The sequence below is a fragment of the Nocardiopsis oceani genome, assembly GCF_054777395.1.
This window is the reverse complement of the sequence record NZ_BAAHAR010000039.1, coordinates 1-23913: the sequence shown is the minus strand read 5'-3', so window position 1 is coordinate 23913 and position 23913 is coordinate 1. Positions and strand designations below refer to the sequence as shown.

Annotated in this window: 24 protein-coding genes, 2 tRNA genes and 1 other RNA gene; 13 read left to right on the top strand and 14 right to left on the bottom strand. The window is 68.8% G+C overall.

The genetic code is table 11. The features are described 5' to 3' along the window. Window positions 1-264 precede the first annotated feature (264 nt). The 4 genes from ACYVDG_RS22660 to upp all read right to left on the bottom strand — a co-directional run bounded on the left by ACYVDG_RS22660 (window position 265) and on the right by upp (window position 2665). A complete protein-coding gene (locus tag ACYVDG_RS22660) occupies window positions 265-780 on the bottom strand; it encodes a PH domain-containing protein (protein WP_460757289.1) in 516 nt (171 codons plus the stop codon). A gap of 18 nt (window positions 781-798) precedes the next feature. Then, complete coding sequence (locus ACYVDG_RS22655) at window positions 799-963, bottom strand: hypothetical protein (protein ID WP_460757285.1); 165 nt, start codon at window positions 961-963, stop codon at window positions 799-801. 373 nt (window positions 964-1336) lie between these two features. Continuing rightward, window positions 1337-1579: a hypothetical protein gene (locus ACYVDG_RS22650; RefSeq protein WP_460757280.1), complete on the bottom strand. Its 243-nt coding sequence runs from the start codon at window positions 1577-1579 to the stop codon at window positions 1337-1339. 432 nt (window positions 1580-2011) lie between these two features. After that, the gene (gene upp / locus ACYVDG_RS22645; RefSeq protein WP_460757276.1) at window positions 2012-2665 is read right to left on the bottom strand and encodes a uracil phosphoribosyltransferase; all 654 of its coding nucleotides are present in this window, start codon (window positions 2663-2665) and stop codon (window positions 2012-2014) included. Between the two features lie 325 nt (window positions 2666-2990). Between upp and ACYVDG_RS22640 the strand changes: the two genes are divergently transcribed. The 4 genes from ACYVDG_RS22640 to ACYVDG_RS22625 all read left to right on the top strand — a co-directional run bounded on the left by ACYVDG_RS22640 (window position 2991) and on the right by ACYVDG_RS22625 (window position 4622). Then, window positions 2991-3491: a tRNA adenosine deaminase-associated protein gene (locus tag ACYVDG_RS22640; RefSeq protein WP_460757274.1), complete on the top strand. Its 501-nt coding sequence runs from the start codon at window positions 2991-2993 to the stop codon at window positions 3489-3491. Between the two features lie 42 nt (window positions 3492-3533). Continuing rightward, complete coding sequence (locus tag ACYVDG_RS22635) at window positions 3534-4022, top strand: tRNA adenosine deaminase-associated protein (RefSeq protein ID WP_460757269.1); 489 nt, start codon at window positions 3534-3536, stop codon at window positions 4020-4022. A gap of 49 nt (window positions 4023-4071) precedes the next feature. Further along, window positions 4072-4524, top strand: a complete 453-nt coding sequence (locus tag ACYVDG_RS22630) for a nucleoside deaminase (RefSeq protein ID WP_460757478.1) — start codon at window positions 4072-4074, stop codon at window positions 4522-4524. 10 nt (window positions 4525-4534) lie between these two features. Beyond that, window positions 4535-4622 (top strand) — tRNA-Ser (locus ACYVDG_RS22625). Window positions 4623-4740: 118 nt separating this feature from the next. Here the strand turns inward: ACYVDG_RS22625 and ACYVDG_RS22620 are convergent. From ACYVDG_RS22620 to ACYVDG_RS22600, 5 genes are all read right to left on the bottom strand, one after another. Next, window positions 4741-5298 (bottom strand): PadR family transcriptional regulator, encoded by a 558-nt coding sequence (locus ACYVDG_RS22620; protein ID WP_460757264.1) that lies wholly within the window; start codon window positions 5296-5298, stop codon window positions 4741-4743. 26 nt (window positions 5299-5324) lie between these two features. Beyond that, on the bottom strand, window positions 5325-7340 hold the full coding sequence (locus tag ACYVDG_RS22615; protein WP_460757260.1) for an oxidoreductase: 2016 nt from the start codon (window positions 7338-7340) through the stop codon (window positions 5325-5327). Window positions 7341-7462: 122 nt separating this feature from the next. After that, window positions 7463-8239 carry an SGNH/GDSL hydrolase family protein gene (locus ACYVDG_RS22610; RefSeq protein WP_460757257.1) on the bottom strand — a complete coding sequence of 259 codons (777 nt, stop codon included), beginning with the start codon at window positions 8237-8239 and terminating at the stop codon, window positions 7463-7465. 80 nt (window positions 8240-8319) lie between these two features. Further along, entirely contained in the window at window positions 8320-9645 is a 1326-nt protein-coding gene (locus ACYVDG_RS22605; RefSeq protein ID WP_460757254.1) for a hypothetical protein, read from the bottom strand. 175 nt (window positions 9646-9820) lie between these two features. After that, window positions 9821-9905 (bottom strand) — tRNA-Ser (locus ACYVDG_RS22600). A 119-nt stretch (window positions 9906-10024) separates the two neighbouring features. Here ACYVDG_RS22600 and ffs point away from each other — a divergent pair. Together ffs and ACYVDG_RS22590 are read left to right on the top strand one after the other, a co-directional pair. Continuing rightward, an RNA gene (ffs, locus tag ACYVDG_RS22595) (signal recognition particle sRNA small type) lies at window positions 10025-10120 on the top strand. 119 nt (window positions 10121-10239) lie between these two features. Further along, window positions 10240-12495 (top strand): DNA polymerase III subunit gamma and tau, encoded by a 2256-nt coding sequence (locus ACYVDG_RS22590; RefSeq protein ID WP_460757251.1) that lies wholly within the window; start codon window positions 10240-10242, stop codon window positions 12493-12495. 42 nt (window positions 12496-12537) lie between these two features. On the opposite strand, the gene ACYVDG_RS22585 is transcribed toward ACYVDG_RS22590, so the two are convergent. The 3 genes from ACYVDG_RS22585 to ACYVDG_RS22575 form a co-directional block, all read right to left on the bottom strand. Then, entirely contained in the window at window positions 12538-13149 is a 612-nt protein-coding gene (locus tag ACYVDG_RS22585) for a TetR/AcrR family transcriptional regulator (RefSeq protein ID WP_460757248.1), read from the bottom strand. Between the two features lie 74 nt (window positions 13150-13223). After that, a complete protein-coding gene (locus ACYVDG_RS22580) occupies window positions 13224-14366 on the bottom strand; it encodes a methyltransferase domain-containing protein (protein ID WP_460757474.1) in 1143 nt (380 codons plus the stop codon). Window positions 14367-14502: 136 nt separating this feature from the next. Continuing rightward, window positions 14503-15615, bottom strand: coding sequence for an alkene reductase (locus tag ACYVDG_RS22575; protein ID WP_460757245.1), 1113 nt, complete (start codon window positions 15613-15615; stop codon window positions 14503-14505). A gap of 72 nt (window positions 15616-15687) precedes the next feature. On the opposite strand from ACYVDG_RS22575, the gene ACYVDG_RS22570 reads away from it, so the two are divergent. From ACYVDG_RS22570 to ACYVDG_RS22550, 5 genes are all read left to right on the top strand, one after another. Beyond that, window positions 15688-16116, top strand: coding sequence for a MerR family transcriptional regulator (locus ACYVDG_RS22570; RefSeq protein WP_460757241.1), 429 nt, complete (start codon window positions 15688-15690; stop codon window positions 16114-16116). Between the two features lie 107 nt (window positions 16117-16223). After that, the gene (locus ACYVDG_RS22565) at window positions 16224-16571 is read left to right on the top strand and encodes a YbaB/EbfC family nucleoid-associated protein (RefSeq protein WP_460757471.1); all 348 of its coding nucleotides are present in this window, start codon (window positions 16224-16226) and stop codon (window positions 16569-16571) included. A 288-nt stretch (window positions 16572-16859) separates the two neighbouring features. Next, window positions 16860-17459, top strand: a complete 600-nt coding sequence (gene recR / locus ACYVDG_RS22560) for a recombination mediator RecR (RefSeq protein ID WP_460757237.1) — start codon at window positions 16860-16862, stop codon at window positions 17457-17459. A gap of 180 nt (window positions 17460-17639) precedes the next feature. Further along, on the top strand, window positions 17640-18911 hold the full coding sequence (locus tag ACYVDG_RS22555) for an aspartate kinase (protein WP_460757234.1): 1272 nt from the start codon (window positions 17640-17642) through the stop codon (window positions 18909-18911). Further along, the gene (locus ACYVDG_RS22550; RefSeq protein ID WP_460757231.1) at window positions 18908-19966 is read left to right on the top strand and encodes an aspartate-semialdehyde dehydrogenase; all 1059 of its coding nucleotides are present in this window, start codon (window positions 18908-18910) and stop codon (window positions 19964-19966) included. Before ACYVDG_RS22555 ends, ACYVDG_RS22550 begins: the two co-directional genes overlap by 4 nt. A 117-nt stretch (window positions 19967-20083) precedes the next feature. Here the strand turns inward: ACYVDG_RS22550 and ACYVDG_RS22545 are convergent, their stop codons facing one another. After that, a complete protein-coding gene (locus ACYVDG_RS22545) occupies window positions 20084-20809 on the bottom strand; it encodes a GntR family transcriptional regulator (RefSeq protein WP_460757228.1) in 726 nt (241 codons plus the stop codon). 359 nt (window positions 20810-21168) lie between these two features. Here ACYVDG_RS22545 and ACYVDG_RS22540 point away from each other — a divergent pair, with 359 nt between their 5' ends. Next, window positions 21169-21552, top strand: coding sequence for a PLD nuclease N-terminal domain-containing protein (locus ACYVDG_RS22540; protein ID WP_460757224.1), 384 nt, complete (start codon window positions 21169-21171; stop codon window positions 21550-21552). Window positions 21553-21690: 138 nt separating this feature from the next. Here the strand turns inward: ACYVDG_RS22540 and ACYVDG_RS22535 are convergent, their stop codons facing one another. Continuing rightward, entirely contained in the window at window positions 21691-22470 is a 780-nt protein-coding gene (locus ACYVDG_RS22535) for a cupin domain-containing protein (protein ID WP_460757220.1), read from the bottom strand. Between the two features lie 709 nt (window positions 22471-23179). On the opposite strand from ACYVDG_RS22535, the gene ACYVDG_RS22530 reads away from it, so the two are divergent. After that, complete coding sequence (locus ACYVDG_RS22530; RefSeq protein WP_460757215.1) at window positions 23180-23791, top strand: hypothetical protein; 612 nt, start codon at window positions 23180-23182, stop codon at window positions 23789-23791. Window positions 23792-23913: the final 122 nt, after the last annotated feature.

Below are 23913 nucleotides of genomic sequence, written 5' to 3'. Positions count from 1 at the left end.
AACCCCACGTTCACCTTGGAGTCAATTCACTTTCGCCGTGTCGGCCGTGTTCTGCCGGGCTGCGGGGGCTGGCGCGCTTTCAAGGTGAACGGAAGGTGAACAGAGTGGGAACCAGGGTCGGTCCAGGTCACGGAGGGTCCGACCCGTGCGCCGTGGGCCTGGGAGATCAAGGAGCCCGGCCGACCACAGGCCCTGGAAAACGAAGGAGCACCCGTCACTTGGACGGGTGCTCTGGGAACGGCGTCGACCGGTCGGCCAGCACGCCTACTCCTTGAAGATCAGTCCCACGACCTCGAGGTAGAGCTGCTCGGGGTAGGGAATGAAGTTGATCTTGCTGAGTGCTTGGTCCTGACCCGCGGACTCCATGACGAAGGTCCCGTAGCCGAGGAAGCGGCCGAGCAGAGTGCGCTCGAACCGCATGTCGGTGACCTTGCCCAGCGGCATCATGTTCACCTGGCGGGTGATCAATCCCGTGGTCAACAACAACCGTGCCGAGGTGATCACGAAATAGTCGACGGACCACTCCGCGACCCGCCAGACGAACCACACCAGCACGAGCAGCCAGAGCCACCAGATGACGGCCAGCGTCGCGTTGCCGTTGGCGCCGGTACCGATCGTCCTGCTCAGGATTCCGGCGACGACCAGTGCGGCCAGCACCGCGGCGACCGGGCCGATGAGGACCGCGGGATGCCGACGGATGGTCACGACGTCCTGCTCGTGCGGCAGGAGGTACCGGTTGACTGACGCTGGAGCCGCGTTACTCGAAGCTACGAGCCTCATGACACCCGACCTATCCGCCTATGGCAGCAGCGCGTTGACGAATCGGGACATCGACTCCGCACCATCCACCAGCAGATCCAGGATGCTCTGGATGACCCCGGCGGCGCTTTCCGGCTGCGTGAGCAGATAAAACGCCACAAAAGCGATGAGTGCGTAGCCGACCCATTTCTTCAACTTCGCCACGACTGGCTCCCCTTGGAATCCACCTGACCCACCAACCCAGCAGTGATTGTTCCATCGACCATCATGCCCGTAAAGCCAGGGGCACACCCTCGGCGTGGCGGTATGTCGGACGTTCGACGCTTGCGGACTGTGTCCGGTTCCGGCGGTGTTGCTAACCCCGTGAATGGTAGTCCGGAAAGTGTTTCCGCTCAGGTGCAGGTCAGGGTGGTGCGGGAGGGTGAGGGTGCCGCTTCGAGGCGGTGCACCCGCGCGGGATCCGGCCGCTGGGTCCTGCAGAGGAGATCCGGGCTTTCCCGAGTGTGGGGGCGGGACTCCCGGTTCTTCACCTTCCGAAGTGCGCGGAAGTGCGTGTCCGAAACGGGGGCTGGTGGGGTCAGCGCTGTTCCGCGAAGGCCAGGGCCAGGACTTGGAGGTGTTGGCGGGCGATGCGCTCCACGAGTTCCGGGGTGGCCCGCCCCGTCACGTCCTGGGCGCCGTGCTTGGCGGCGTCCACGCACCGGGAGACGGTGGAGGAGTGGTGTACGCCGGAGAACTCCGAAGCCAGGCGATTCACGACTGGGCTGAAATGGGCCTCGCGGGGGGCCTGGGTCGTCGAGGGGGAGGGGTTCTCGGGCATTTCACTCCTTAGGGCAGCGGAGGGCGGAACAGTACGTTCTGTGTGCGTCCGGGGGCTTTGTGTAGCTACTCGAGGGTTGCCGGAGTGCCCCGCCGGAAACCGGCGGCGACGTACGGCTATCACTGGGCTGAGCCCCTTGTGGGGTGGTTTCGGTCTGGCGGGTCTGCCCGGTTACGGGTGGTCAGGAACCATGATCACTCTAATCTGTTACGTTCCAATCTCGAAATGAATTCGGCTAATGCAATGCCGTGTCGCCTCGGAGGTCGGTCAAGCGGGCTCGACCTGGGGTTACGGGCGGGTAGCTGTGGTCGCTAGGGGACCAATGCCCGATTTTCGGGCGTTCATTCACTCCGTCCCCAAAAGAACCGAAAAAGCGCCCAACCGGTGATCCGGGTGGGCGCTCAACCTCTCGGTGTGAGGGCGGTGCGTGGGCTAGGAGCAGCCGTACAGACGGTCGCCCGCGTCACCCAGCCCCGGGAGGATGAAGCCGCTCTCGTTCAGGCGTTCGTCCACCGCGGCGGTGACGACGCTCAGCGTGGCCCCGTGGTCGGTGGGCAGGGAATCGGCCAGGATCCGCTCCACGGCGGTCAGTCCTTCGGGCGCGGCAAGGAGGCAGATCGCGGTGATGTGGTCGGCGCCGCGCTCGACGAGCAGCTTCAGCGCCGCGGCCAGGGTGCCGCCGGTGGCCAGCATCGGGTCCAGCACGTAGCACTGGCGGCCGGAGAGGTCCTGGGGGAGGCGGTCCGCGTAGGTGGCGGGCTGGAGGGTCGTCTCGTCGCGTGCCATGCCGAGGAATCCGACCTCGGCCGTGGGGAGGAGGCGGGTCATACCGTCGAGCATGCCGAGGCCGGCGCGCAGGATCGGTACGACGAGCGGGGTCGGACGCGTGAGCTGGCTTCCGGTGGTCTCTACGAGCGGGGTCTCGATAGTGACCTCTGTCACGCGAACGTCCCGTGTCGCCTCATAGGCGAGCAGGGTGACCAGCTCGTCGGTCAGCCGTCGGAAGGTCGGTGAGTCGGTCCCCACGTCGCGCAGGGTGGTCAGTTTGTGCGCGACCAAGGGGTGGTCGACGACCAGGGTTTCCAAAACGTTCTCCGGGTGAGCTGGGATAACGGGACTGTTGATGAGGGGAAGGGCCTGCCCGAGTCTAACCGCGCGTATCACCCGTACCAGGGCCCTCCCGCGTCGCTCCACCGGCACTTTCTGCGGCGCGGCGCCGCGGGGTGCGGAACTGTGCGGCACGGGATCGCCCACGGGGGAGCGGGAGACCGGCCTCTCATGAGAACGTTAGGTCCGATCTACGGCGGACGAGCGGCGAAGGCAGGGTGAGAGTGATCGCTACCATGGCACTCGCACGGGCGGGCCGGGCTCCACTCGGCCGCACCGACACACCGTCCGGGTTGGGGTGACGATGACAGTGCTCGATCATGGTGACGACGACTCGGGTGACTTCGCTGCCGTCGCGTACAGGGAAGAGGAGTACTGGGATGTCGACCTCCTCCCCGTGGCGCTGACACACGACCTCAAGGGGCTGATCCACGCCCTCCGCCAGCAGCCGAGCATCAGCGGTTCCCTCGGCCTGGTATCGGTCGGCGACGATTTCTTCATCATCGTCCGGGTATACGGCGAGGAGGTCACCCTCTTCCTGTCCGATGTGACCGCCTCCGTCGACTGGCAGGTCGCTCGAGACGTTCTGGACTACCTGGATATCGACCTGCCGGACGACGACGATCTCGACCAGGTCCTGCCCGCGGGTGACCTGTCGGTCGTCTCCGACTTGGGTCTGGACGAGATGGAACTGGGAGCTCTGGCGGGCGACCTCGACCTCTATCCGGACGAGGTGCTCGCGAGTGTGTCCGAACGGCTGGGATTCGCCCAGTCCTTCCAGCGTGTACTTGACGCGATGGGGTAGGGATCGCCTGGAAAACCACCAGGAGAAACAGGAGGGCAAGCGGTGTCGACCTTCGCAGCTGTCTTCGCTCCCAACGGGAAGACGTGGCGGGGAACAGAGGTCGATCTCGGTGACGTGGAGGTCATCGACGACATCACCGACCTCATGCTGGACTTCTCGGCGGACTGGGACAGCGACCTGACCCTGCTGCTCGTCGAGGCTGATGACGAGTGGTTCGCCTTTGTCCGGGTGGACACGTACGACTCGGATCCCCGCGTCTACCTCTCCGACGGCCGGGTCGTACACGACCACCCGTTGGCCGGCGTGCTGTCCGAGGCCGGCGGGCTCGGTGCCCCTATGCCGACCGAAAGCGCCGGATCCCGCCCCGACCCCAGACCGGACGGTGACGGTGTCCTCTTGGCCGACCTCGGGGTGGCCGAGGACGAACTGCGCTCGCTGTCGGCGGGCGGCGGTGTCCTGCCCAGTGACGTCCTCGCGGTGGTGGCCGAACGCTCCGGCTTCGCCGACATCCTCGATGCCATGAGGCTGTGACCGGGTGGCGGACCTGCCCGAGTTCGACCGGAGGGCTGTCGACGAAGCGATGAGTGCCGCCCTGGCCGAGGCGGAACTCGCCCTGGAGGCCGGCGACGTACCCGTGGGCGCCGTTGTTCTCGGGCCGGACGGCGCCGTCCTCGGCCGCGGGCACAACGAGCGCGAGGCCGCCGGCGACCCGACCGGGCACGCTGAGGTGCTGGCCCTGCGTGCGGCGGCTGAGGCCTACGGGGAGTGGCGCCTGTCCGGCTGCACCCTCGTGGTCACGCTGGAGCCCTGCGTGATGTGTGCGGGCGCCACGGTCCTCTCTCGAGTGGACCGCCTCGTGTACGGGGCGCGCGATGCCAAGGCCGGAGCGGCGGGTTCGATGTGGGACCTCGTCAGGGACCCCCGGCAGAACCACCGTCCCGAAGTTGTTCCACCCGACCTGATCGGTGAGGGCATCGCGGAAATGTGCTCGGATCTACTGATCCGGTTTTTTGCACTGCGCCGTATCCGGTAGAGTTCCTCTCGGTGGAGTCGCCTAGTGGCCGATGGCGCCCGCCTCGAAAGCGGGTAAGGGGCAACCCTTCGAGGGTTCGAATCCCTCCTCCACCGCCACCAGCCGCCCCCGGCAGTCGCCGGGGGCGGTTTTTTGTGCGCTCGGACCCCTGGAGTTCCGAGCCGCGGAACCCCGGAGGTCTGGGTGCGACCGCGTGCGGAACCCGCGTGCGCGGACTCAGCGAGCGGGTTCGGACCCCTCCGGCCCGGTGAGGCCGTCGACCGCCTTGTCCAGCCAGTTCACCCAGAAGAGCTCCATGTCGATGCCGCCCTGGAGGACCAGGCCCTGGACCCGGTCCCGTTCGGTCCCGTATCCGCGTGCCGCATCGCGCCGCTGGAACTCGCGGTACTCGGCCAACCGGGCGGCGTGCAGTTCGCGGTGGCGGCGCAGTTCGTCGACCAGGCCGTCACCGACACCTACGACGCCCGTCGCGCGCAGGCGCAGCAGCAGGGGGTCGCGGATGTCGCGCGGGTCCTCGGGGTCGCCCACCCAGCGCTCCAGCTCCTCCCGGCCCGAGGCCAGCACCTCGTACTCCTTCTTCTGGCCCCGGGTGGGGGAGCCGGTCGGCAGCGCACGGATGAGCCCCGCCTTCTCCAGCTTGCCCAGTTCGCGATAGATCTGCTGGTGGGTGGCGGACCAGAAGTACCCGATGGATCGGTCGAACCGCCGGGTCAGCTCCAGCCCGGAGGACGGCTTCTCCAGCAGGGCGGTCAGGATCGCGTGGGGCAGGGACATGAGCGCATTCTAAAGAGTGTGCGGGGCTACAGGGCGGCGGCGAGCTCCGTACCCTGCTTGATGGCGCGCTTGGCGTCCAACTCGGCGGCCACGTCGGCGCCGCCGATCAAGTGCACAGTACGCCCGGCGCCGGTGAGCTCGTCGGCCAGGTCGCGGCGCGGGTCCTGGCCGGCGCACACCACCACCGTGTCCACGTCGAGCACGCGCTCCTCGCCGTCCACGGTCAGGTGCAGGCCCTCGTCGTCGATCCGTCGGTAGTCGGCGCCCGCGACCATGTCGACTCCGCGGTGGCGCAGCTCGAGGCGGTGGATCCACCCGGTGGTCTTGCCCAGGCCCTTGCCGACCTTGGTGGTCTTGCGCTGGAGCAGGTGAACCGCCCGCGGCGGGGCGGGGCGGTCGGGTGCGCCGAGGCCGCCGCGCTCGTTGTAGTCGGTGTCCACGCCCCACAGCCGGAAGAACGTGTCGGCGTCCTGGCTGGCGTCGTCACCGCCGTCGGTGAGGAACTCGGCGACGTCGAAGCCGATGCCGCCCGCACCGATGATCGCGACCTTCTCACCGACCGCGGCGCCGCCGCGCAGCACGTCCACGTAGCTGACCACGCTCGGGTGGCCGACACCCGGGATGTCGGGGGTGCGCGGGCTGACGCCGGTGGCGATGACGACCTCGTCGAAGCCGGCGAGATCGGTGGCGGCGACGGTGGTGTTCAGGCGCACGTCGACGCCGTGCTTGGCGAGCTGGACGCGGTAGTAGCGGAGGGTCTCGTTGAACTCCTCCTTGCCGGGGACGCGGCGGGCCATGTTGAGCTGGCCGCCGACCTCGGCCGCGGAGTCGAACAGGGTGACGTTGTGGCCGACCTCCGCCGCGGAGACGGAGAAGGCGAGCCCGGCGGGGCCCGCGCCGACCACGGCCACGTTCTTGCGGACGCGGGTGGGTGAGAGGACCAGCTCGGTCTCGTGGCATGCGCGCGGGTTGACCAGGCAGGACGTGATCTTGAGGCTGAACGTGTGGTCCAGGCAGGCCTGGTTGCAGCCGATGCAGGTGTTGATCTCCTCGGCCTTGCCCGCCTTGGCCTTGGCGACGAAGTCGGCGTCGGCGAGCATGGGGCGGGCCAGCGAGACCATGTCGGCCTTGCCCTCGGCGAGGATCTGTTCGGCGATCTCGGGGGTGTTGATCCGGTTGACCGCCACCAGCGGGACCGTCAGCTCCTTCTTGAGGCGCTGGGTGATCCAGGTGTAGGCGCCGCGCGGGACGGAGGTGGCGATGGTGGGCACGCGGGCCTCGTGCCAGCCGATGCCGGTGTTGATGATGTCGGCGCCGGCGGTCTCGATCCGCTGACCGAGCTCGACGACCTCGTCGTAGGTGGAGCCGTCCGGTACCAGGTCGAGCATGGAGAGCCGGTAGATGAGGATGAAGTCGGTGCCGACGCGCTCGCGGACGCGGTGGACGATCTCCAAGGGGAGCCGGACGCGGTTGTCGAACGGGCCGCCCCAGCGGTCCTCGCGCTTGTTGGTGGCGGGGGCGATGAACTGGTTGATGAGGTAGCCCTCGGAGCCCATGATCTCTACGCCGTCGTACCCGGCCTTCTGGGCGAGTTCGGCGCAGCGCGCGAAGTCCTCGATGGTCCGCTCGATCTGCTCGTCGGTGAGCTCGTGCGGGACGAAGGGGCTGATCGGCGCTTGGATGGCGCTCGCGGAGACGGACTCCTCGCTGAAGGCGTAACGGCCGGTGTGCAGGATCTGCATGGCGATCCGGCCGCCCTCACGGTGTACGGCTTCGGTGATGAGGCGGTGTTCGGCGACCTCGTCGTCGTCCGTGAGCTTGGCGCTGCCGGTGAACGTGGCGCCTTCGGGGTTGGGGGCGATGCCGCCGGTGACAATGAGGCCGACGTCGCCGCGGGCGCGCTCGGCGTAGAAGGCGGCCATCCTCTCGAAGCCTTGTGGAGCCTCCTCCAGGCCGACGTGCATGGAGCCCATGATCACGCGGTTCTTCAGGGTGGTGAAGCCCAGGTCCAAGGGTTCAAGAAGGTGGGGGTACTCGCTCATGACGTCTCCTCGCGGGGTGCCTCTGGGCCGGTGTCCTGCCGACCGCTCCCCATTATGCAACAAGTTGCATAATGGGTTGAGGGGAGCCCCTGGTGAGAGACCGGGGGGCGGGCCGCCCGGTGTCAGAGCTCCACGGGACGCAATTCGGGCCGCTTGGCGGTCCGTCCGTCACCGGAGGAGCGGCCCCGGATCCGGCGGACCACCCAGGGGCCGAGGAAGGATCCCAGCCACCGGACCTCCTCAGCCGTGGCCCGCAGCACACCCCGCCTGGGCAGAGGTGGCAGCGGGGCGGCCCAGGACTCGTCGCTGCCGGGGATGCCGAGCGCGTGTGCCACCGAGCCGGAGATCCGGTCGTGCCCCACCGGTGAGCAGTGCAACCGGTCTGTTCCCCACAGGCGCGGGTCGGTGGCGATCTCGTACGCGGCGGTGTCGGCCACCGCGACTCCGTGCCGCTCCGCCGCTTCGCGCACCCGCTCGTTGAAGTCCAGCACGCGCGGTGCCAGCGGCTTGGCCAGCGGGGCGATCCGCGCGATGTCCGGGAAGGTCAGGGTGGCCACCCGCGCACCGATCCCGGTGAGCTCGGCGAACATCGTCTCCAGCTCTCCGACCACCGCGTCGGCGTCGTACTTGGGCCGGATGAGGTCGTTGACCCCGGCGAAGACCGTCGCCACGTTCGGGCGCAGCTCCAGGGCCGGCTTGAGCTGCTGCTCGCGGACCTGGCCGGCCAAGCGGCCGCGTACCGCCAGATTCGCATAGTCGACCCGGGCCCCCGTGGCGGCCAGCCGCTCGGCGAAGCGGTCCGCCCACCCGCGGTACCCGCCGACCCCGTCAGTATCGCCGACGCCTTCGGTCTGACTGTCCCCGAGGGCGACGTAGCGCAGGTTTCCGTCCAGCTTCATCAGACCGCACCTTTCCTGGGTGTCAGCGAAGAGTACTCAAAAGGCGGCCACTGACCCTGAACACCACTCTGACCCGTCGGTCACGGCCGGACCTCGCCGTCGCTCAGCCAACCCGACTCCAGGGGGCGGCCCTCCTCGTTCAGGGAGGTGTACGCCACGGGGAGGTCGTCGTCCAAGGGGTCGTACACGGTGTGCCCTGAGTCGCCGCCCGCCTCCGCCAACGCGGGGGCGACCAGGTGTTGCTCCCCCGAGGGGTGGAGGGCGATCGGTATCCATGCCGTGGACCCGGACCCAGCGGTCCCGGACTCATCGGGGTGGGGGAAGAGGGCTATCCCGGTAATCCCCTCCGGAACCTCGGCCTCCTCTGGGGCGGGCAGGCTTTCCGCCTCCGGCCTGCGCAAGGCGCTGAGGAGCGCCGGAGTGCCGTCGTCGAAGTAGACGGCGTACGTTTCCAACAGGGTCTGCGGAGCTTCGTCCTCGGTGTGCGGACCCTCCCACCGGATCCGTGCGGCGTGCCCGGCCCCCTCGCCGACCGGTGCGTCGAGAACTCCGTGGAGGTCGGGGCCGATGTCCACGGATTCGTCCAGTTCGAACCGGTCGTCCCCTCCCCAGGAGAAATCGTTCTGGTGGTCCCACATGGTCCGCAGGGAGACCAGGGCCTCCTCCGACGGGAACGTCGTGTGGCAGGAGCGGCGCGGCTCGTCCACACACACCCGCGCCTCCCCGCCGACCGAGTACACGGTCTCCGAGCCGAGCCGGTACCTGATCAGGGGTGTTACCCCCGCGGGCATCGCGCGCGCCCACCACTGATCGCCGGGGACGGTGCGGACACGATCGAAGTGGTCGCCCTCGATGCGCTCGAGGTCCTCCTCGACCAGGCCGTCCGCCTCCGAGTGCCGGATCTCCCCGATCTCCTCGGCGCCCTCAGGGAAGAGCCAGACCTTGTCAGAGGCGGAACCGATCGGAGAGACCGGCAGCACCGCCGCGTCCGGATCCAGCGGGAAGGTCTCGCCGACCGCGGTCTCGCCGGGGCCGTCCCGGTCGCTCCACTCGGCCCACGTCTGCGCGAACCCGCCATCGTCGTCGACGTGGGCGACCAGCGCGACCTTCTCCGTGTAGGGCTGTCCCGCCCACTCCGGCTCCGCTTTGTCCGCCCACAACAGGTGGCACGCGTCTTCACTGGCGCAGGAAAGTCCCATCGCCTCGGTGACGAAGTCGCCCATGCCGTCGGGGAGGGGCGGTGTGGGCCAGGCATCCTCGACATCCTCCATCCACCCGTCGAAGGAAGGGGCTGTGTCCTCTTCGACGAGGAGGTCCTCCCGGAACCAGGCGAAGAGGAGGACGGGCGTGAGACCGAGCGCGACGAGCCACCAGTAGCGGATCCGCTGTTTCTCCTTGGGTGGCATGGGGGTGGTCTTTCACGTGGGGGCCGGACATCCAGTAGACGCCCCACCCCGTCAACGGGTTCAGTCGGATGAAGCAGCGCGGAAACGACCGAACGAGACCAGAGCAGAGGCCACCAACGACGAAGACCCCGACCGGTGTCCGGTCGGGGCCTTCGTTCTGGCTGGTGAGCCATCGCGGAGGATAAGGGATTCGAACCCTTGAGGGGTTGCCCCCAACACGCTTTCCAAGCGTGCGCCCTAGGCCACTAGGCGAATCCTCCGAGAGCAACTCTACAGGCTTTGGGGGAGTGGTTTGAACGGGTCGCGACGTGGTCCGGTCAGCTTCTTTCCGTTCCGGGGAGACAGGTTGCGGGGCTCTCTGGTTCGGATACACTCAGGGGCAGACCCCTCGTGCGGCGTCACCCTATGAACCTCCCCAGGGCCGGAAGGCAGCAAGGATAAGTGGGCTCTGGCGGGTGCGCGGGGGGTCCTTTCTTGTTTCTGGGGGTACCTCGCCCCGGATCCGCCCCCTCCCGGTTTCCCGATCCCGGCGCGAGTTGTCACCGCCAACGGGTTCAATGGGACCGTGGCAGGGACCAGGGGAGTGATCACACCGTGAGCATCGCGCTGTACCGCAAGTACCGTCCCGCGACGTTCGGTGAGGTGCGCGGTCAGGAACACGTGACCGACCCGCTGCGCCAGGCGTTGCGCAGCGGACGCATCAACCACGCCTATCTCTTCAGCGGCCCGCGCGGCTGTGGCAAGACCACCAGCGCGCGCATCCTCGCGCGTTCCCTGAACTGTGCCGAGGGGCCCACGCCGGATCCCTGCGGCGCATGCGACTCCTGTGTGGCGCTCGCGCCCGACGGCGGCGGCAGCATCGACGTGATCGAGATCGACGCCGCCTCCCACGGCGGTGTCGACGACGCCCGGGACCTGCGCGAGCGCGCGTTCTTCTCACCGGTCAACTCGCGGTACAAGATCTACGTCATCGACGAGGCGCACATGGTGACCCGCGAGGGTTTCAACGCGCTCCTCAAACTGGTGGAGGAACCCCCGCCGCACCTGAAGTTCGTGTTCGCGACCACCGAGCCCGAGAAGGTCATCGGCACGATCCGCTCGCGGACCCACCACTACCCCTTCCGGCTCATTCCGCCGAGCACCCTCAAGGAGCTCATGGAGGACCTCCTCAAGGAGGAGGGGGTCACCTACGATCCCGCCGTGCTGCCGCTGGTCGTGCGCGCCGGCGCGGGTTCGGCCCGTGACACCTTGTCGGTCCTGGACCAGCTCATCGCTGGTTCGGACGAGGGCGGGATCAGCCGCGAGGGCGCCGTCTCGCTGCTCGGCTACACCGACTCGAGCCTGCTCGGCGAGATGGTCGACGCCATGGGCGCACGCGACGGTGCCGCAGCCTTCGGCCTCGTCGACCGGATCGTCGAGGGCGGGCACGATCCGCGCCGCTTCACCACGGACCTGCTCGAGCGCTTCCGCGACCTCGTCGTGCTCGCCGCTGTTCCGGACGCCCTGGACAAGGGTCTGGTGAACGTCTCACCGGAATCCGTCGAGCAGATGAAGGACCAGGCCGCCCGGCTGGGTCCGGCCGAACTGTCCCGCGCCGCGGAGATCTTGAACCAGGGGCTGACCGAGATGCGCGGTGCGACCGCGCCGCGGCTTCTGCTGGAACTCATGTGTTCGCGGATCCTGCTGCCCGCCACCGACGGCGACCAGGGCACCGCGCTGCTGGCGCGCCTGGAGCAGATGGAGCGCAGGCTGGCCTCGGGTGCCGTGGCACCGGCTCCGGCCGCATCCCCGCCCCCCGCCGCCCCGGCAGCGCCAGTGGCACCACAGGCTCCGCAGCAGAACCCCGCCCCGGCGGTGTCGGCTGCACCTTCCGCTCCGCAACCGGAACCGGCGGCACAGCCCTCTCCGGCTCCGGCGCGGCCCAGCGCACCGGAACCCGCTCCGCGCCCCACAGCTCAGCGGGACGGGCCCGCGGGTTGGGACGGGCCGTCGGGGAGCACACCCGAGCCCGCTGCCCCGTCCGCCGAGCCAGCTCCGGCCGCCGCGGATGGCGGAGGTCTGGACCTGGGCCGGATCCAGGGTGCCTGGCACCAGATCCTGGAGGCGGTCAAGGGGCGGCGCCGGTTCACGTGGATGGTGCTGACCGGTAGTGACGTTCAGCCGGTCGGGGTCGAGGGCAACAGCGTTCTGCTCCGCTTCAACAAGCCCAACGAGGCGAAGGGCTTCACCAACAGCGGCAGTGACCAGGTGGTCGCCGGGGCGATCCAGCAGGTCCTCGGTGTGGAGGTCCGGGTGGCGCCCGCCGGCGGCAACACCCCGGTCCCTCCGCGCCGGTCCGAACCCGCTGCGCGACCGGCCGAGCGGGCGCCCGCGGGATGGGACGCTCCGCCTCCCGCGCCGCAGGCCGCGCCCGCACCGCAGGCGGAACCGGCACCCCGGGCCGCGCCCGAGCCGAACGCACCGGAACGGCCCCCGCAGGCCGCTCAGCCCTCGGGACCGCCGGCGGACCGGATCGTCGCCGGCCTCGAGGAACCACCGCCAGACCCCTACGAGGACGGCGCGTCAGCCCCGCCGCCCGACGACGGCGGCTTCGGCCGAGCCGCCCGGAGCCAACCGGCCCAGAACGGTTCGGGGCAGGGCCGACCGAGCCAGGGCGGTCCGGCCCACAGCGCTCCAGACCAGGGAGGCACTGCCCCCTCCGCCGGGAACCCGCCCAGTGGCCACACGCCGTCCGGCGGTTCCGCCGGAGGTGCGAACCCGAGGGCCACGGGTGGTTCCTCGCTCATCGAGACGGAGCTCGGCGGAAAGGTCATCGAGGAGATCGAGCACGGCACCGCCTCGGAGCTCTAGGCTGCCGGGTCCTGACCGGGTGCCCCTTCGCGTGGCTCGGGGTCAGGGGCGCAGTGCTCGCAGTACCGTGTCGATGAGCTGGTCCACGTATGCGTGGGTCAGCGGACCGGTGCGCAGGAGCCAGCGGTGGTTGATCGGGCCGTTGATCAGGTCCACGGCGAGGTCGAGGTCGGCGTCTTCGGCGATCTGTCCGGCGTCCTGGCCCGAGCGCAGCCGGGCGCGGACCGCCTGGTTGTTGGGCTCGGTGAGCTGTTCCGCAACGGCTTGGGCGAACTCCTCGTCGTTCTGGATCTCCGCGGTGAAGGCCCGGGTGATCCGGTCCATCGCGGGGTCGGCGAACTCGTCGGCGGTCGCGCGGTACACGGTTTTGAGGTCGGCTGCCAGGTCACCGGTGTCGGGCAGCGGGGTTCCGGCCTCGGCGCCGGTGAGGCGGTGGAAGACGTCGAAGACCACGGCGGCCTTGGAGGGCCACCAGCGGTAGATGGTCTGTTTGCCGACCTTGGCACGGGCGGCGATGGCCTCCACAGTCAGTTTCGAGTACCCGACCTCACCCAGCAGTTCGATGGCGGCGTCGAGAATGGCGTTGCGCGCGCGTTGGCTGCGCCGACGGGGGTCGGGGGTCCGCCGGTCGTGATCATCGGTGTTGTCGGCCATGGCCCCACGATATCCGGGGAAAGATGACGAGACGTCTCGTCTTGATCCCCGGTGCGCCCGGGCGCGGGCCCGGTTCAGTCCGAGGGCCCGACGGGCCAGGCCCGCCCGCCTGGTGAGTCCAGCCACACCCGCTGGCCGCCGTCGGGGCCCAGGGCGAAGCCGAACCGGTCCGGCTCGGGCTCACCGAGTGCCGACCACTCCGCCAAGGCGTCCTCGATCTCGTCCCAGATGCTCCTGGGGCCGCCCTGCTCGATCATCCACGAGGTGCCGTAGGGGTAGATCCGCACCCAAGAATCAGTCCGGTGGTCGCACAGCCACAGCCCGGAACCCGTGCCGATCCACCTCCGCCGCATCCGCCAGTCCGGGACCATAACTGACAGTGCGAAGGCCGAGACGAAGGTGAGAACCGGGGCGACGGGGTCGGTCTGGGTGAGCCGGTACTCGTCCGGCTGCTGGCCCGCGTCCCGCACGGGCGGCGGTGTCGAACCGGGGGTGCGCAGGGGGACGAAGCCCACGCCACCGTGGAACCGGCCGAGTGCCGAACCCTCTTGGTCCAGTTCGAGCCGCATCAGTACCCCGGAGCTCTCCAACAGCCCCCACGGGCACACCACGACCCCGCCCTCAGCGAGTTGGTCGAGCCAGGCCTCGGGCACCCGGCGCACCCCGCACGCACTGGTGATCCGATCGTAGGGGGCCGAGGCCGGGTAGCCGCAGTATCCGTCGGCCAGGTGGAGGCTGGGCGACAGGCCGACGGCGTCGAGGGCATCTCGGGCCGAGTCCAGCAGGCGTCCGTCGACCTCGACGGAGGTCACCGCCGCGTCGCCCAGGAGTTGTGTGAGCAGTGCGGTGTTCCACCCCGTCCCGGTGCCGACCTCCAGAACCCGCTGCCCTGCGGCGAGGTCGGCCAGCTCCAGCATTCTCGCGACCACGGTCGGCGCCGAACTGCACGAAGTCGCGGCTTCGGTCTGCCGCGGCCTCGGTACCTCGGTCCCTTCGACCCTGGTGACGATGGCGTTGTCCGCGTAGACGGCGGCCAGCCACCGGTCGGGGTTGCCCGCGGCGTTCAAGGCGGCGCCGTGTGCGGTCTGTGCCCCGTTCTCCGGGATGAACAGGTGGCGGGGCACGGAGCGGAAGGCGTCGACGAGTGCGGCGTCGGTCAGCGTGCCGTCCGCGATTATCGCCTCGATCAGAGCCGAGTTGCGCTCCCTGGCGGTCAACACGTCCTCAGTCCCCTGGTTGTTCTCGCGGTTCAAGACCGGTGTCGAAGGACACCGCGGGGCCGGTGGCCCCGCGGGACATCCTTTCAACCGACGGTGATTTTCGCGCTACCCTTCGCACTTTTTGCTGGTGAAATCAGGTCAACGGGGTCACCAAGTCCTCGTTGTGCGGTGGGTAGTCCACGTAGCCGCGCGGTCCGGACGTGTAGTGGAAGTCCTTCTCCCGAATCGGGGCCCACGGAACCCCGGCGGCCAGCCGTTCGACCACGTCCGGATTGGCGATGTAGGGGCGGCCCACCGACACCAGGTCGGCACGGCCCTGGGCGACGAGGGCGGTGGCGTTCTCCGGTGTGGTCGCCGCGTGCTCACCGGTATTGCCCACGAGCGTGCCCTCCCAGGCCCGGCGCGCTTCGGCGAGGGCGGGGTGGACGGGGTCCTCGGTGACGTGCAAGTAGGAGAGGCCGAGCGGAGAGATCTGGCGCAGCAGTTCCCGGTAGACGGGCACAGGGTCGTGCTCGACCATCTCGAACTGGCGGTTGCCTGGTGAGATGCGCAGCCCCACGCGTTCGGCGCCCACCGCGTCCGCCACCGCTTCGGTCACCTCGACGGCGAACCGGACCCGCCCCGTCACACCGCCTCCGTAGGCGTCGGTGCGCAGGTTGGTGTTGTCCGCCAGGAACTGGTGTGGAAGGTAGCCGTTGGCCCCGTGGATCTCGACCCCGTCGAACCCGGCCCGTACCGCGGCGCGGGCCGCGGCCGCGTAGTCGGCGACGGTCTCGGTGATCTCCCGCGTGGACAGGGCGCGCGGCACGACCGGTGTGACCTTGCCGTCCAGGGTGTGCACCGGGTCGGTCCGAGGTACGGCGGACGGCGCGACGGGGGTGCCGCCGTCGGGGCGGTTGTCCGGGTGCCCGCCGCGCCCCGCGTGCATGATCTGCGCGAAGATCCGGCCGCCCGAGGCGTGTACGGCGTCGGTGACGAGGCGCCACCCCGCGACCTGTTCCGCCGAGTACAGGCCCGGCTCGGTGCGGTACTGCTGGCCGGGAACGCTGGGCGAGATCCCCTCGGAGACGATGAGTCCCGCCCCGGCCCGCTGGGAGTAGTAGGAGGCCATGAGAGCACCGGGTGCCCCGTTCCGATCGGCGCGCAGACGGGTCATCGGGGCCATGACGACACGGTTCGGCAGGTGCAGTGTGCCTAGGTCGTAACTGTCGAGGAGCGGGTTCGAGGAGTTCTCTGTCGTGTTCATGGAGGAAGCGTAGAATTTGACATCAATGTCAGTTTCAACAGTTGGTGACGAGAAGCACAGGAGGTGGATGTCGTGCGGGTCGGTGAACTGTCCGCCCGGAGCGGTGCGAGTGCGCGCTCCCTCCGCTACTACGAGGCACAGGGGCTGCTGACCTCCGGCCGTACCGCTGGCGGGCACCGGGAGTACGGCGAGGACGCGGTGGAACGGGTGGACCGCATCCGTTGTCTTCTCGACGCGGGCCTCGGTACCGCGGCCATCCGCGAACTGCTGCCCTGCATGTACGCACAGGAACGCGGTGATCCGGCACCCGACCTGGTCGACTGGCTACGCCTCGAACGCTCTCGGGTGACCGAGGCGATCTGCGAACTGGAGCGCACCAGGGAATCCCTCGACCGGGTCATCGAGAACGCGGACGGGGCGCCCGCACTCAGGGACGGGGCGTCCGCACCGGGAGGCGCGGACCTGGGCGGGGGCGGCGCGGAGCCGGTCCGGCACGTGTGACACGGCCAGCCCGCCTTGGCCCTACCGGTTACCCTCACAGACAAGTGACACGTAGCGATGAACAGCACCAAGTGTGCGGCGAGGAGACGGCCGTGAACCCTGGCGGAATGGACATGCAGGCCCTGCTCCAGCAGGCCCAGCAGATGCAGCAGCAGCTTGCCGACGCTCAGAAGGCCCTGGAGGAGGCCGAGGTCGAGGGCAGCTCCGGCGGTGGCCTGGTCAAGGTCAAGCTGAGCGGGCGCGGCCAGGTCGAGGACATCACCGTCGACCCGAAGGCCGTTGACGTGACCGACGCCGACGAGACCGCCCAGACCGTCGCGGACCTGGTCCTGGCGGCCATTCGTGACGCCGAAGCCCAGGTCGAGAGCTTGCAGCAAGAGAAGATGGGGCCGCTGGCCGAGGGACTCGGCGGTGGCATGCCCGGTGGCGGGATCCCCGGCCTCCCCGGTTTCTAGTTTCCGGTCCGGTCCGTAGGCTCCGGGGTCCGGCGACAGACAGCCACTGTTCGCGGTATCGCCGCTCCGGTGCCCGTGCGGCACCGGAGCGGTGCCGCACGGGCACCCCGTGTGACCGGCCTGGGCCGCGCGCCGCACATGCCGTCCCTTGTGACCTGCGCAGACTCCGCGACTGAGGACGGCCGCCGGGGCGCGGTCGAAAGAGGTCGCCACCCACCGATACGGTGGAGTGCGGGGACAGGAGTGCCCCGCCGGGCCTTCAGCCCGGTTCCGACCACTTGGGTAGGCATGTACGAAGGCGCGGTACAGAATCTGATCGACGAGCTCGGGCGGCTGCCCGGCGTCGGTCCGAAAAGCGCTCAACGCATCGCCTTCCACCTGCTGTCCGCGGAACACGCGGACGTCAAACGCCTGGTCAACGCACTCGTCGAGGTCAAGGAGCGGGTTCAGTTCTGCTCCGTCTGCGGCAACGTCGCCGAGGAGACCGAGTGCCGAATCTGCCGTGACACCCGCCGAGACCTCGCGGTCATCTGCGTGGTCGAGGAGTCCAAGGACGTCATCGCCATCGAAAGAACCCGTGAGTTCCGGGGCCGCTACCACGTGCTCGGCGGCGCCATCAGCCCCATCGAGGGTGTGGGCCCCGACGACCTGCGGGTCAAGGAACTCATGACGCGCCTGGCGGACGGCCAGGTGTCCGAGCTCATTCTGGCGACCGACCCCAACTTGGAAGGGGAGGCCACCGCGACCTACCTGGCGCGGCTGGTCAAACCCATGGGCCTGAAAGTCACCCGGCTGGCCAGCGGGCTGCCCGTTGGCGGCGACCTCGAGTACGCCGACGAGGTCACTCTCGGCCGCGCTTTCGAGGGCCGCCGCAGCTTGGAGTTCTAGCTCACACTTCGCCGTAATCGGGGCGAAACATGAGTAACCTCCGTTCGAACGGGTAGGCCCGAGCGCTGGTGTGTCAAGACGCCACGCCCTCCCTCCGCAGGTCGGAGCGGGTGCGGCCGGTGTCTCTGGCTACACTCCATTGTTAATTGTCTTGATCCCAACTCCTCAGGAGCATCGATCGTGGCCCTAATCGTGCAGAAGTACGGTGGGTCTTCCGTGGCTGACGCGGAAGCCATCAAGCGAGTAGCCCAAAGGATCGTGGCTCAGAAAAAGGCGGGACATGACGTCGTGGTCGTCGTCTCCGCTATGGGCGACACGACCGACGAACTGCTGGACCTGGCCGAACAGGTCACCCCGATGCCGCCGGCGCGCGAGCTCGACATGCTCGTCACCGCGGGTGAGCGTATGTCGATGGCCCTCGTGGCGATGGCCATCGAGAACCTCGGCTACGAGGCCCGCTCCTTCACCGGTTCCCAGGCCGGCGTCATCACCACGTCGTTGCACGGCAACGCCAAGATCATCGACGTGACTCCCGGACGTATCCAGGAGGCCGTGGGCGAGGGCGCGATCTGTATCGTGGCCGGGTTCCAGGGCGTCTCCCAGGACACGAAGGACATCACGTCCTTGGGTCGTGGCGGTTCCGACACCACCGCGGTCGCTCTCGCCGGTGCGTTGAACGCTGACGCCTGCGAGATCTACAGCGACGTCGACGGCGTTTTCACCGCCGACCCGCGCGTCGTTCCCTCCGCTCAGCGGATCCCCCAGGTCTCCTACGAGGAGATGCTGGAGATGGCCGCCAGCGGGACGAAGATCCTGCACCTGCGGTGCGTCGAATACGCGCGTCAGTACAACATCCCCCTGCACGTCCGCTCGTCGTTCAGCCAGAAGCCCGGGACGTGGATCGTTTCGGAAGTCGAGGAAAGCGAAGGCATGGAACAGCCGATCATCTCCGGGGTCTCCCACGACCGGAGCGAAGCCAAGATCACCGTTGTCGGCGTCCCTGACAAGGTCGGTGAAGCCGCGACGATCTTCAAGGCGCTCGCGGACGCAGAGATCAACATCGACATGATCGTGCAGAACGTGTCGGCGGTCTCGACCTCGCGCACGGACATCTCGTTCACCGTCCCGAAGGACTTCGGCAAGGAAGCCGTGTCGGCTCTGAAGAAGGTCCAGGAGAAGGTCGGCTACGACTCCCTGCGCTACGACGACAAGATCGGCAAGGTCTCGCTGATCGGCGCCGGCATGCGCTCCTACCCGGGCGTCACCGCGCGCTTCTTCGACGCGATCGCCACCTCCGGCACCAACGTCGAGATGATCTCCACCTCGGAGATCCGCATCTCGGTGATCGTCGAGGAGGACCAGGTCGACGCGGCCGTGCAGGCCGCACACAGTGAGTTCCAGCTCGACGCCGACCAGGTCGAGGCTGTCGTCTACGGAGGTACCGGCCGATGAGCAACCGTCTTCCCACCCTGGCCATCGTCGGCGCTACCGGCGCCGTCGGCACCGTCATGCGCGACATCCTCACCCAGCGTGAGAACGTGTGGGGCGAGATCCGCCTGATCGCCTCGGCGCGCAGCGCCGGCAAGGTTCTGAGCGTGCGCGGCGAGGACGTCGTCGTCCAGGCTCTGGCCCCTGAGGTCTTCGACGGCGTCGACGTCGCCATGTTCGACGTTCCGGACGAGGTATCCAAGGAGTGGGCGCCGGTCGCCGCCGCCCGCGGCGCGGTCGCCGTCGACAACTCCGGTGCCTTCCGCCTGGACTCGGACGTCCCGCTCGTGGTTCCCGAGGTCAACGCGGACCAGGTGCGCAACCGTCCGCGCGGCATCATCGCCAACCCGAACTGCACGACCCTGTCGATGATCGTGGCGATCGGTGCCCTGCACCGGACCTACGGCGTCAAGGACCTGGTCGTCTCCTCCTACCAGGCCGCTTCCGGTGCCGGCCAGGAGGGCATCGACGTCTTGCGCGACCAGATGGCCAAGGGCGCCGCGGACCGCACCCTCGGCGACAACGAGGGCGACATGCGCGCGGCCGTCGACGAGCTCGGCCCGTTCCCGGCGCCGCTGGCCTACAACGTCGTGCCGTGGGCGGGTTCGCTCAAGGACGACGGCTGGTCCTCCGAAGAGCTGAAGGTCCGCAACGAGTCCCGCAAGATTCTGGACCTGCCGGACCTGAAGGTCTCCGCGACCTGCGTCCGCGTCCCGGTCATCACCACGCACTCGCTGGTCGTGCACGCGACCTTCGACAGTGAGGTCGCCGCCGACGACGCCCGCAAGCTGCTGGGCGCCGCCGAGGGCGTCGAGGTCCTGGACGACCCCGCCAAGGGCGAGTTCCCGACCCCGAACGACGTCGTGGGCACCGACCCGACCTGGGTCGGCCGCATCCGCCAGTCCATCGACGACCCGAAGTCGCTCGACCTCTTCCTGTGCGGGGACAACCTGCGCAAGGGCGCCGCGCTGAACACCGCGCAGATCGCCGAGGTCGTCGCCAAGGAGTTCACCCAGTAGAACGCCTGGGCCCGGCCCCGAGCCGGGAGCTTCGGGGGCGGCGGCCGGACCAGTACGAGGTCCGGCCGCCGCCCCTTGTCGTGTCCTGCGGATCAGAGCGATCCAGGGGATGGCGGATCAGTGCCGTCCGCGAGGTCGGGCCAGAGTCAGTTTGTAGAGGAGTCGACACTGTTCCGCCGAGCCGATCAGGTCGGAGGTCTCGACGGGTCGGTCGCCGCAGTAGTGGGTGCGTTCGACGACGAGGACGGGGACCCCGGGGGCGGAGTCGAGGAGGGCGGCCTCGGCGTCGCGCAGCGGACGGACCCCGACCTCTTCCACGACCCGGTCCACCGGGAAGCCGGCAGAGCTGAGCCGGTCCAGCGGGCCGGTGTCGACCGCGTCGAAGGGAGTGCGCAGGGTTCCTGCGGTGAGGACCGCTGGCTCCCAGGACCGGTGCAGGGTGACCGGCTGGTCGGTGGACAGTCCTCGATAGGTGGTCCGGTACACGGGGTCGCCGTCACGGAGGCGGAGCCGGGAGCTCAGCCGGGCCGTGCTCCGTTCCTGTTCGGTGCTGACTCGCTCTCGGGAGAGCCTGCCCAGGCCGGATCCGGAGGTCGCGTCGGTCCGGGCCAGCCGGAAGACCTCGGGGACGGGGCGCACGAAGTACCCGGAGCCGGGCCTGGCCTCGACGAGGCCTTCGGTGACCAGGAGTCGGAGCGCGGTCCGGGAGATCTGCTCGCTCACTCGGTAGGCGCGGGCCAACCGGGTGCGGGACGGGAGCCGGGTGCCGGGGGTCATTTCACCGTTGAGGATCGGCTCGCGCAGTTGCTCGGCGAGCCAGAGGTATCGGGGTTGCCTGACCACTGCTCACCCGACCTCTGTGCTCAGGTCCTTGGTCGCCGGGGTGGTTGCTCTGGCGGGACGCACGAGCCGGTGGTCCCGGGTGCCCGTGTCACCACCGTTTCCGGTGCCGATGCCGGGCCGGAGGGAGGGAGTGAACCTGCCAGATCGCCGAAGCTCGCCCATGGTTCCAGTAAAGCAGTGGAAAAGCCTGGTGGGGGGCGCTACCCGAAAGTAGTCAGTACTTGCCCGGTACCAGCCACGGAATCGGAAGTGCGCTGACGGGTGCGGGGAAACGCCCGAAACCGACGGAATGGACGTGCCCGTGCACCACAGATTATTACTCTGTGTGTCAGGGCAACCGCGTATTGCTTGGGGGAGTCATGATCACCAACCTGTCGGAGCTGACGGAGTCGGCGAAGCTGGCGGCGCTGGCGGACGGCGCCGACCGTGCCCTCGCGTGGATGAGCGGTATCACCGGTGTGCTGTTCCTGCTCGTGCTCCTCGCTGTCTTGGTCCTGGTGATCGCCGCAGTGGTCTCCGCGCTGGTCAACAGCGATACGTCGGGCGGCGGGAAGCTCCTGTGGGTCCTCTTCATCCTCTGGTTCCCGCTCTTCGGGGCGGTCGCCTGGTTCGTGGTCGGCAAGAAGGGCCACCTCAACCGCTTCCTCGGGATCGACAAGGGGCGGGCCCGGCACACGGTCCCGACCAGCGTCGGCCAGCACAGCGACGCCGCACCCGACCAGGACGGCCTCGGGCACGCCTGAGCGTTGCCCGGGTAGTTCCGGCGCATGGGCCCCGGTTGGAGCCGGATGAACCGCTCCAGCCGGGGCCCGCCGTTGTGCGGGATGCGGACTTTTCCACAGGCTGTGGACGGGTGTACGGCTCCGCACCGCTCCACCCGGTCAGCCCGGGGCGGCCTCGAAGTCGGCGAAGTCGAAGCCGGGTGAGACGAAGCAGCTGACCAGGGATTCCCCGCCGAGCGGCCGGGCGTGCTGCCAGGTGTTGGCCGGAACCAGGACCTGGAGCTGTTCGCCGTCCTCGATCCCCGGACCCAGCACCAGGCCGTCGCCGGATTCCGGTTTGCCGCCTGTGCCGCCAAACTCCAGCCGCAGCGGGCCGCCCCGGTTGAAGACCCACACCTCGTCCGAGCGCACCCGGTGCCAGCGCGACTCCTCGCCGGGGCACAGTAGGAAGTGGATACCGGTGGCGCTCGGCCTCGGCCCCGCGTAGCCGTCAGGCTGGACCTCCACCCCGGAGCGCCAGGTCTGCCGGTACCAGCCGCCCTCGGGGTGGGGCAGGAGGTCCAGGGACTCAGCTGTCCGGGGGCGTTCCTCGAAGGCGGTGTAGCGGCCCGCCGGGTCCCGGCGCGGATGGCGTACCCCCACCACCGCCTGGCGGGGGACCGGTCCGTACACGTGCGGGAAGAGCACGTCGTCCGAGACCCCGGGTGGGGGAGCGGGGTCGGCGGCCTCCCAGAGCACCTCGGTGCTGACGGCTGCGGTGTCCACCACCAGCACGACCAGGGGTTCGGACGTCTCGGCGTAGAGCGCGTTGGCGACGGCCAGCATGGTGTGTTCGTCGGGTGAGGCGTGGAGGAACCCCTGGGTGCGCAGGGATTCGGCCTCGACGTCGCCGCCGCCCCGCCAGCGGGAGAGTTCGGTCAGGTGCAGTACGTGGGTCATGTACCGAGGCTAGAACGTTGAGTCGGCCCGGGTCTTTGGCCGGTGTACGCAGATGCGCGAAGGTCCCCTATGACGATGCCCCCGCAGGCGGCCGGGGGTGGGGTGTCTTTTTGGCTGGATCCCCTATTGTCCGGCCACCTTTCGGTGGAAATGATTTCTCTGTTGCCTGGGTTTTCTCTGTTGGCTGACGGTGCCCTCCTTTCCCGCCGCTCGATTGTGGCCGTCTCCGCTACGCGCGTCAAGGTCGTCGCCATCGAGCGCTTCGCGCGTCAACGGCGCTCCACCTTGACACGCTTCGCTGCGACGGCGGGTTGGCGTCTATGGGAAAGAGGGGCCGGGTGGTTGAGGTCCGAGCCATTTCGGGCTTCGCCCGAAAAACTCATTCTGTCGGCCTGGCGGCCGATGCCTGCCACTGCGCCGGAGCGTTGACGCTTGGCGGTGTCGCGGCCGGTCAATGCGGGAGGCGAAAACCCCGATGATCTTGCCTCTGTCTCCACCCTCGGCCGTCGAGAGTGGAGACAGGGGCAAATCACCACCATTCTGGTGTACATATGTCTGCTTTGCCCAAGAATGCGCACAGGGGGTCGGCCCCCTTTTCCCTGGAAGGCTTCTCCTTGGGAAACAGAAAGGCGGGTCGGGGTGGCCGGGTAAGGGTTTTATCACCCCCAGGATAGGTCCTTTCTGCGCCCTTATTGATATCCTTAGTGGTATGACTTCTTCTTTCGGGCAGTGCGGGAACACGGCGGGCAATACGCCCGCCGTTTCCGCCATGGATGCTGCCCGGAAGAACATCGCTTCGGAAATGGGCGAGGTGCCTCCGACCGGTGCGGCTGGTGAGGTGCTGGATGTGAGCTCGCAGGTGTGCGAGGACATGGAGCAGGCCCAGCTCGCGATGCTGCTGCGTCTGGCCCAGTTGGAAGCGGCTGGGACCCTGTTGGAGGCGGGTGGGCAGAGGTCGGTGCAGAACTGGCTGATCCACTCGGTGGGGATGGTCCCCGGTGAGGCCAACGGGCGCGCCGAGCTGGCCCGCCGGCTGTTCGCTCAGGAGCTGCCTGCCACCCGCCAGGGGTTGGATGAGGGGTTGTTGTCGATTGGGGAGGCGGTGGCGGTGTGCCGGGCCGCTGAGAGGGCGGTCAAGGCACGCAACACCGGCCGCCACCCCGATGCCGGGGAGTTTCGGCGGATGATGGAGGCCGGGATCGTGGCCGCTAAGGCTAAGGAGCCGGCGATGTCGACCTCCCACATCGCCCGGTTGGGTCGGGAGCTGTTGGCCACGTACAACCCGGCTGTGGTGGAAGAGCAGTACCATCGATGCGCCTGAGTTCACCCAAGGGTGGGAGATTTTCGTATCGGTAGCGCGCTGACCTGGCGGTATGCCGTTCGCGGTGGGGTGAAAGGGTCACTAAGAACCTGCTCGTAGGTAACCTTCGTGGCGTGGCATCG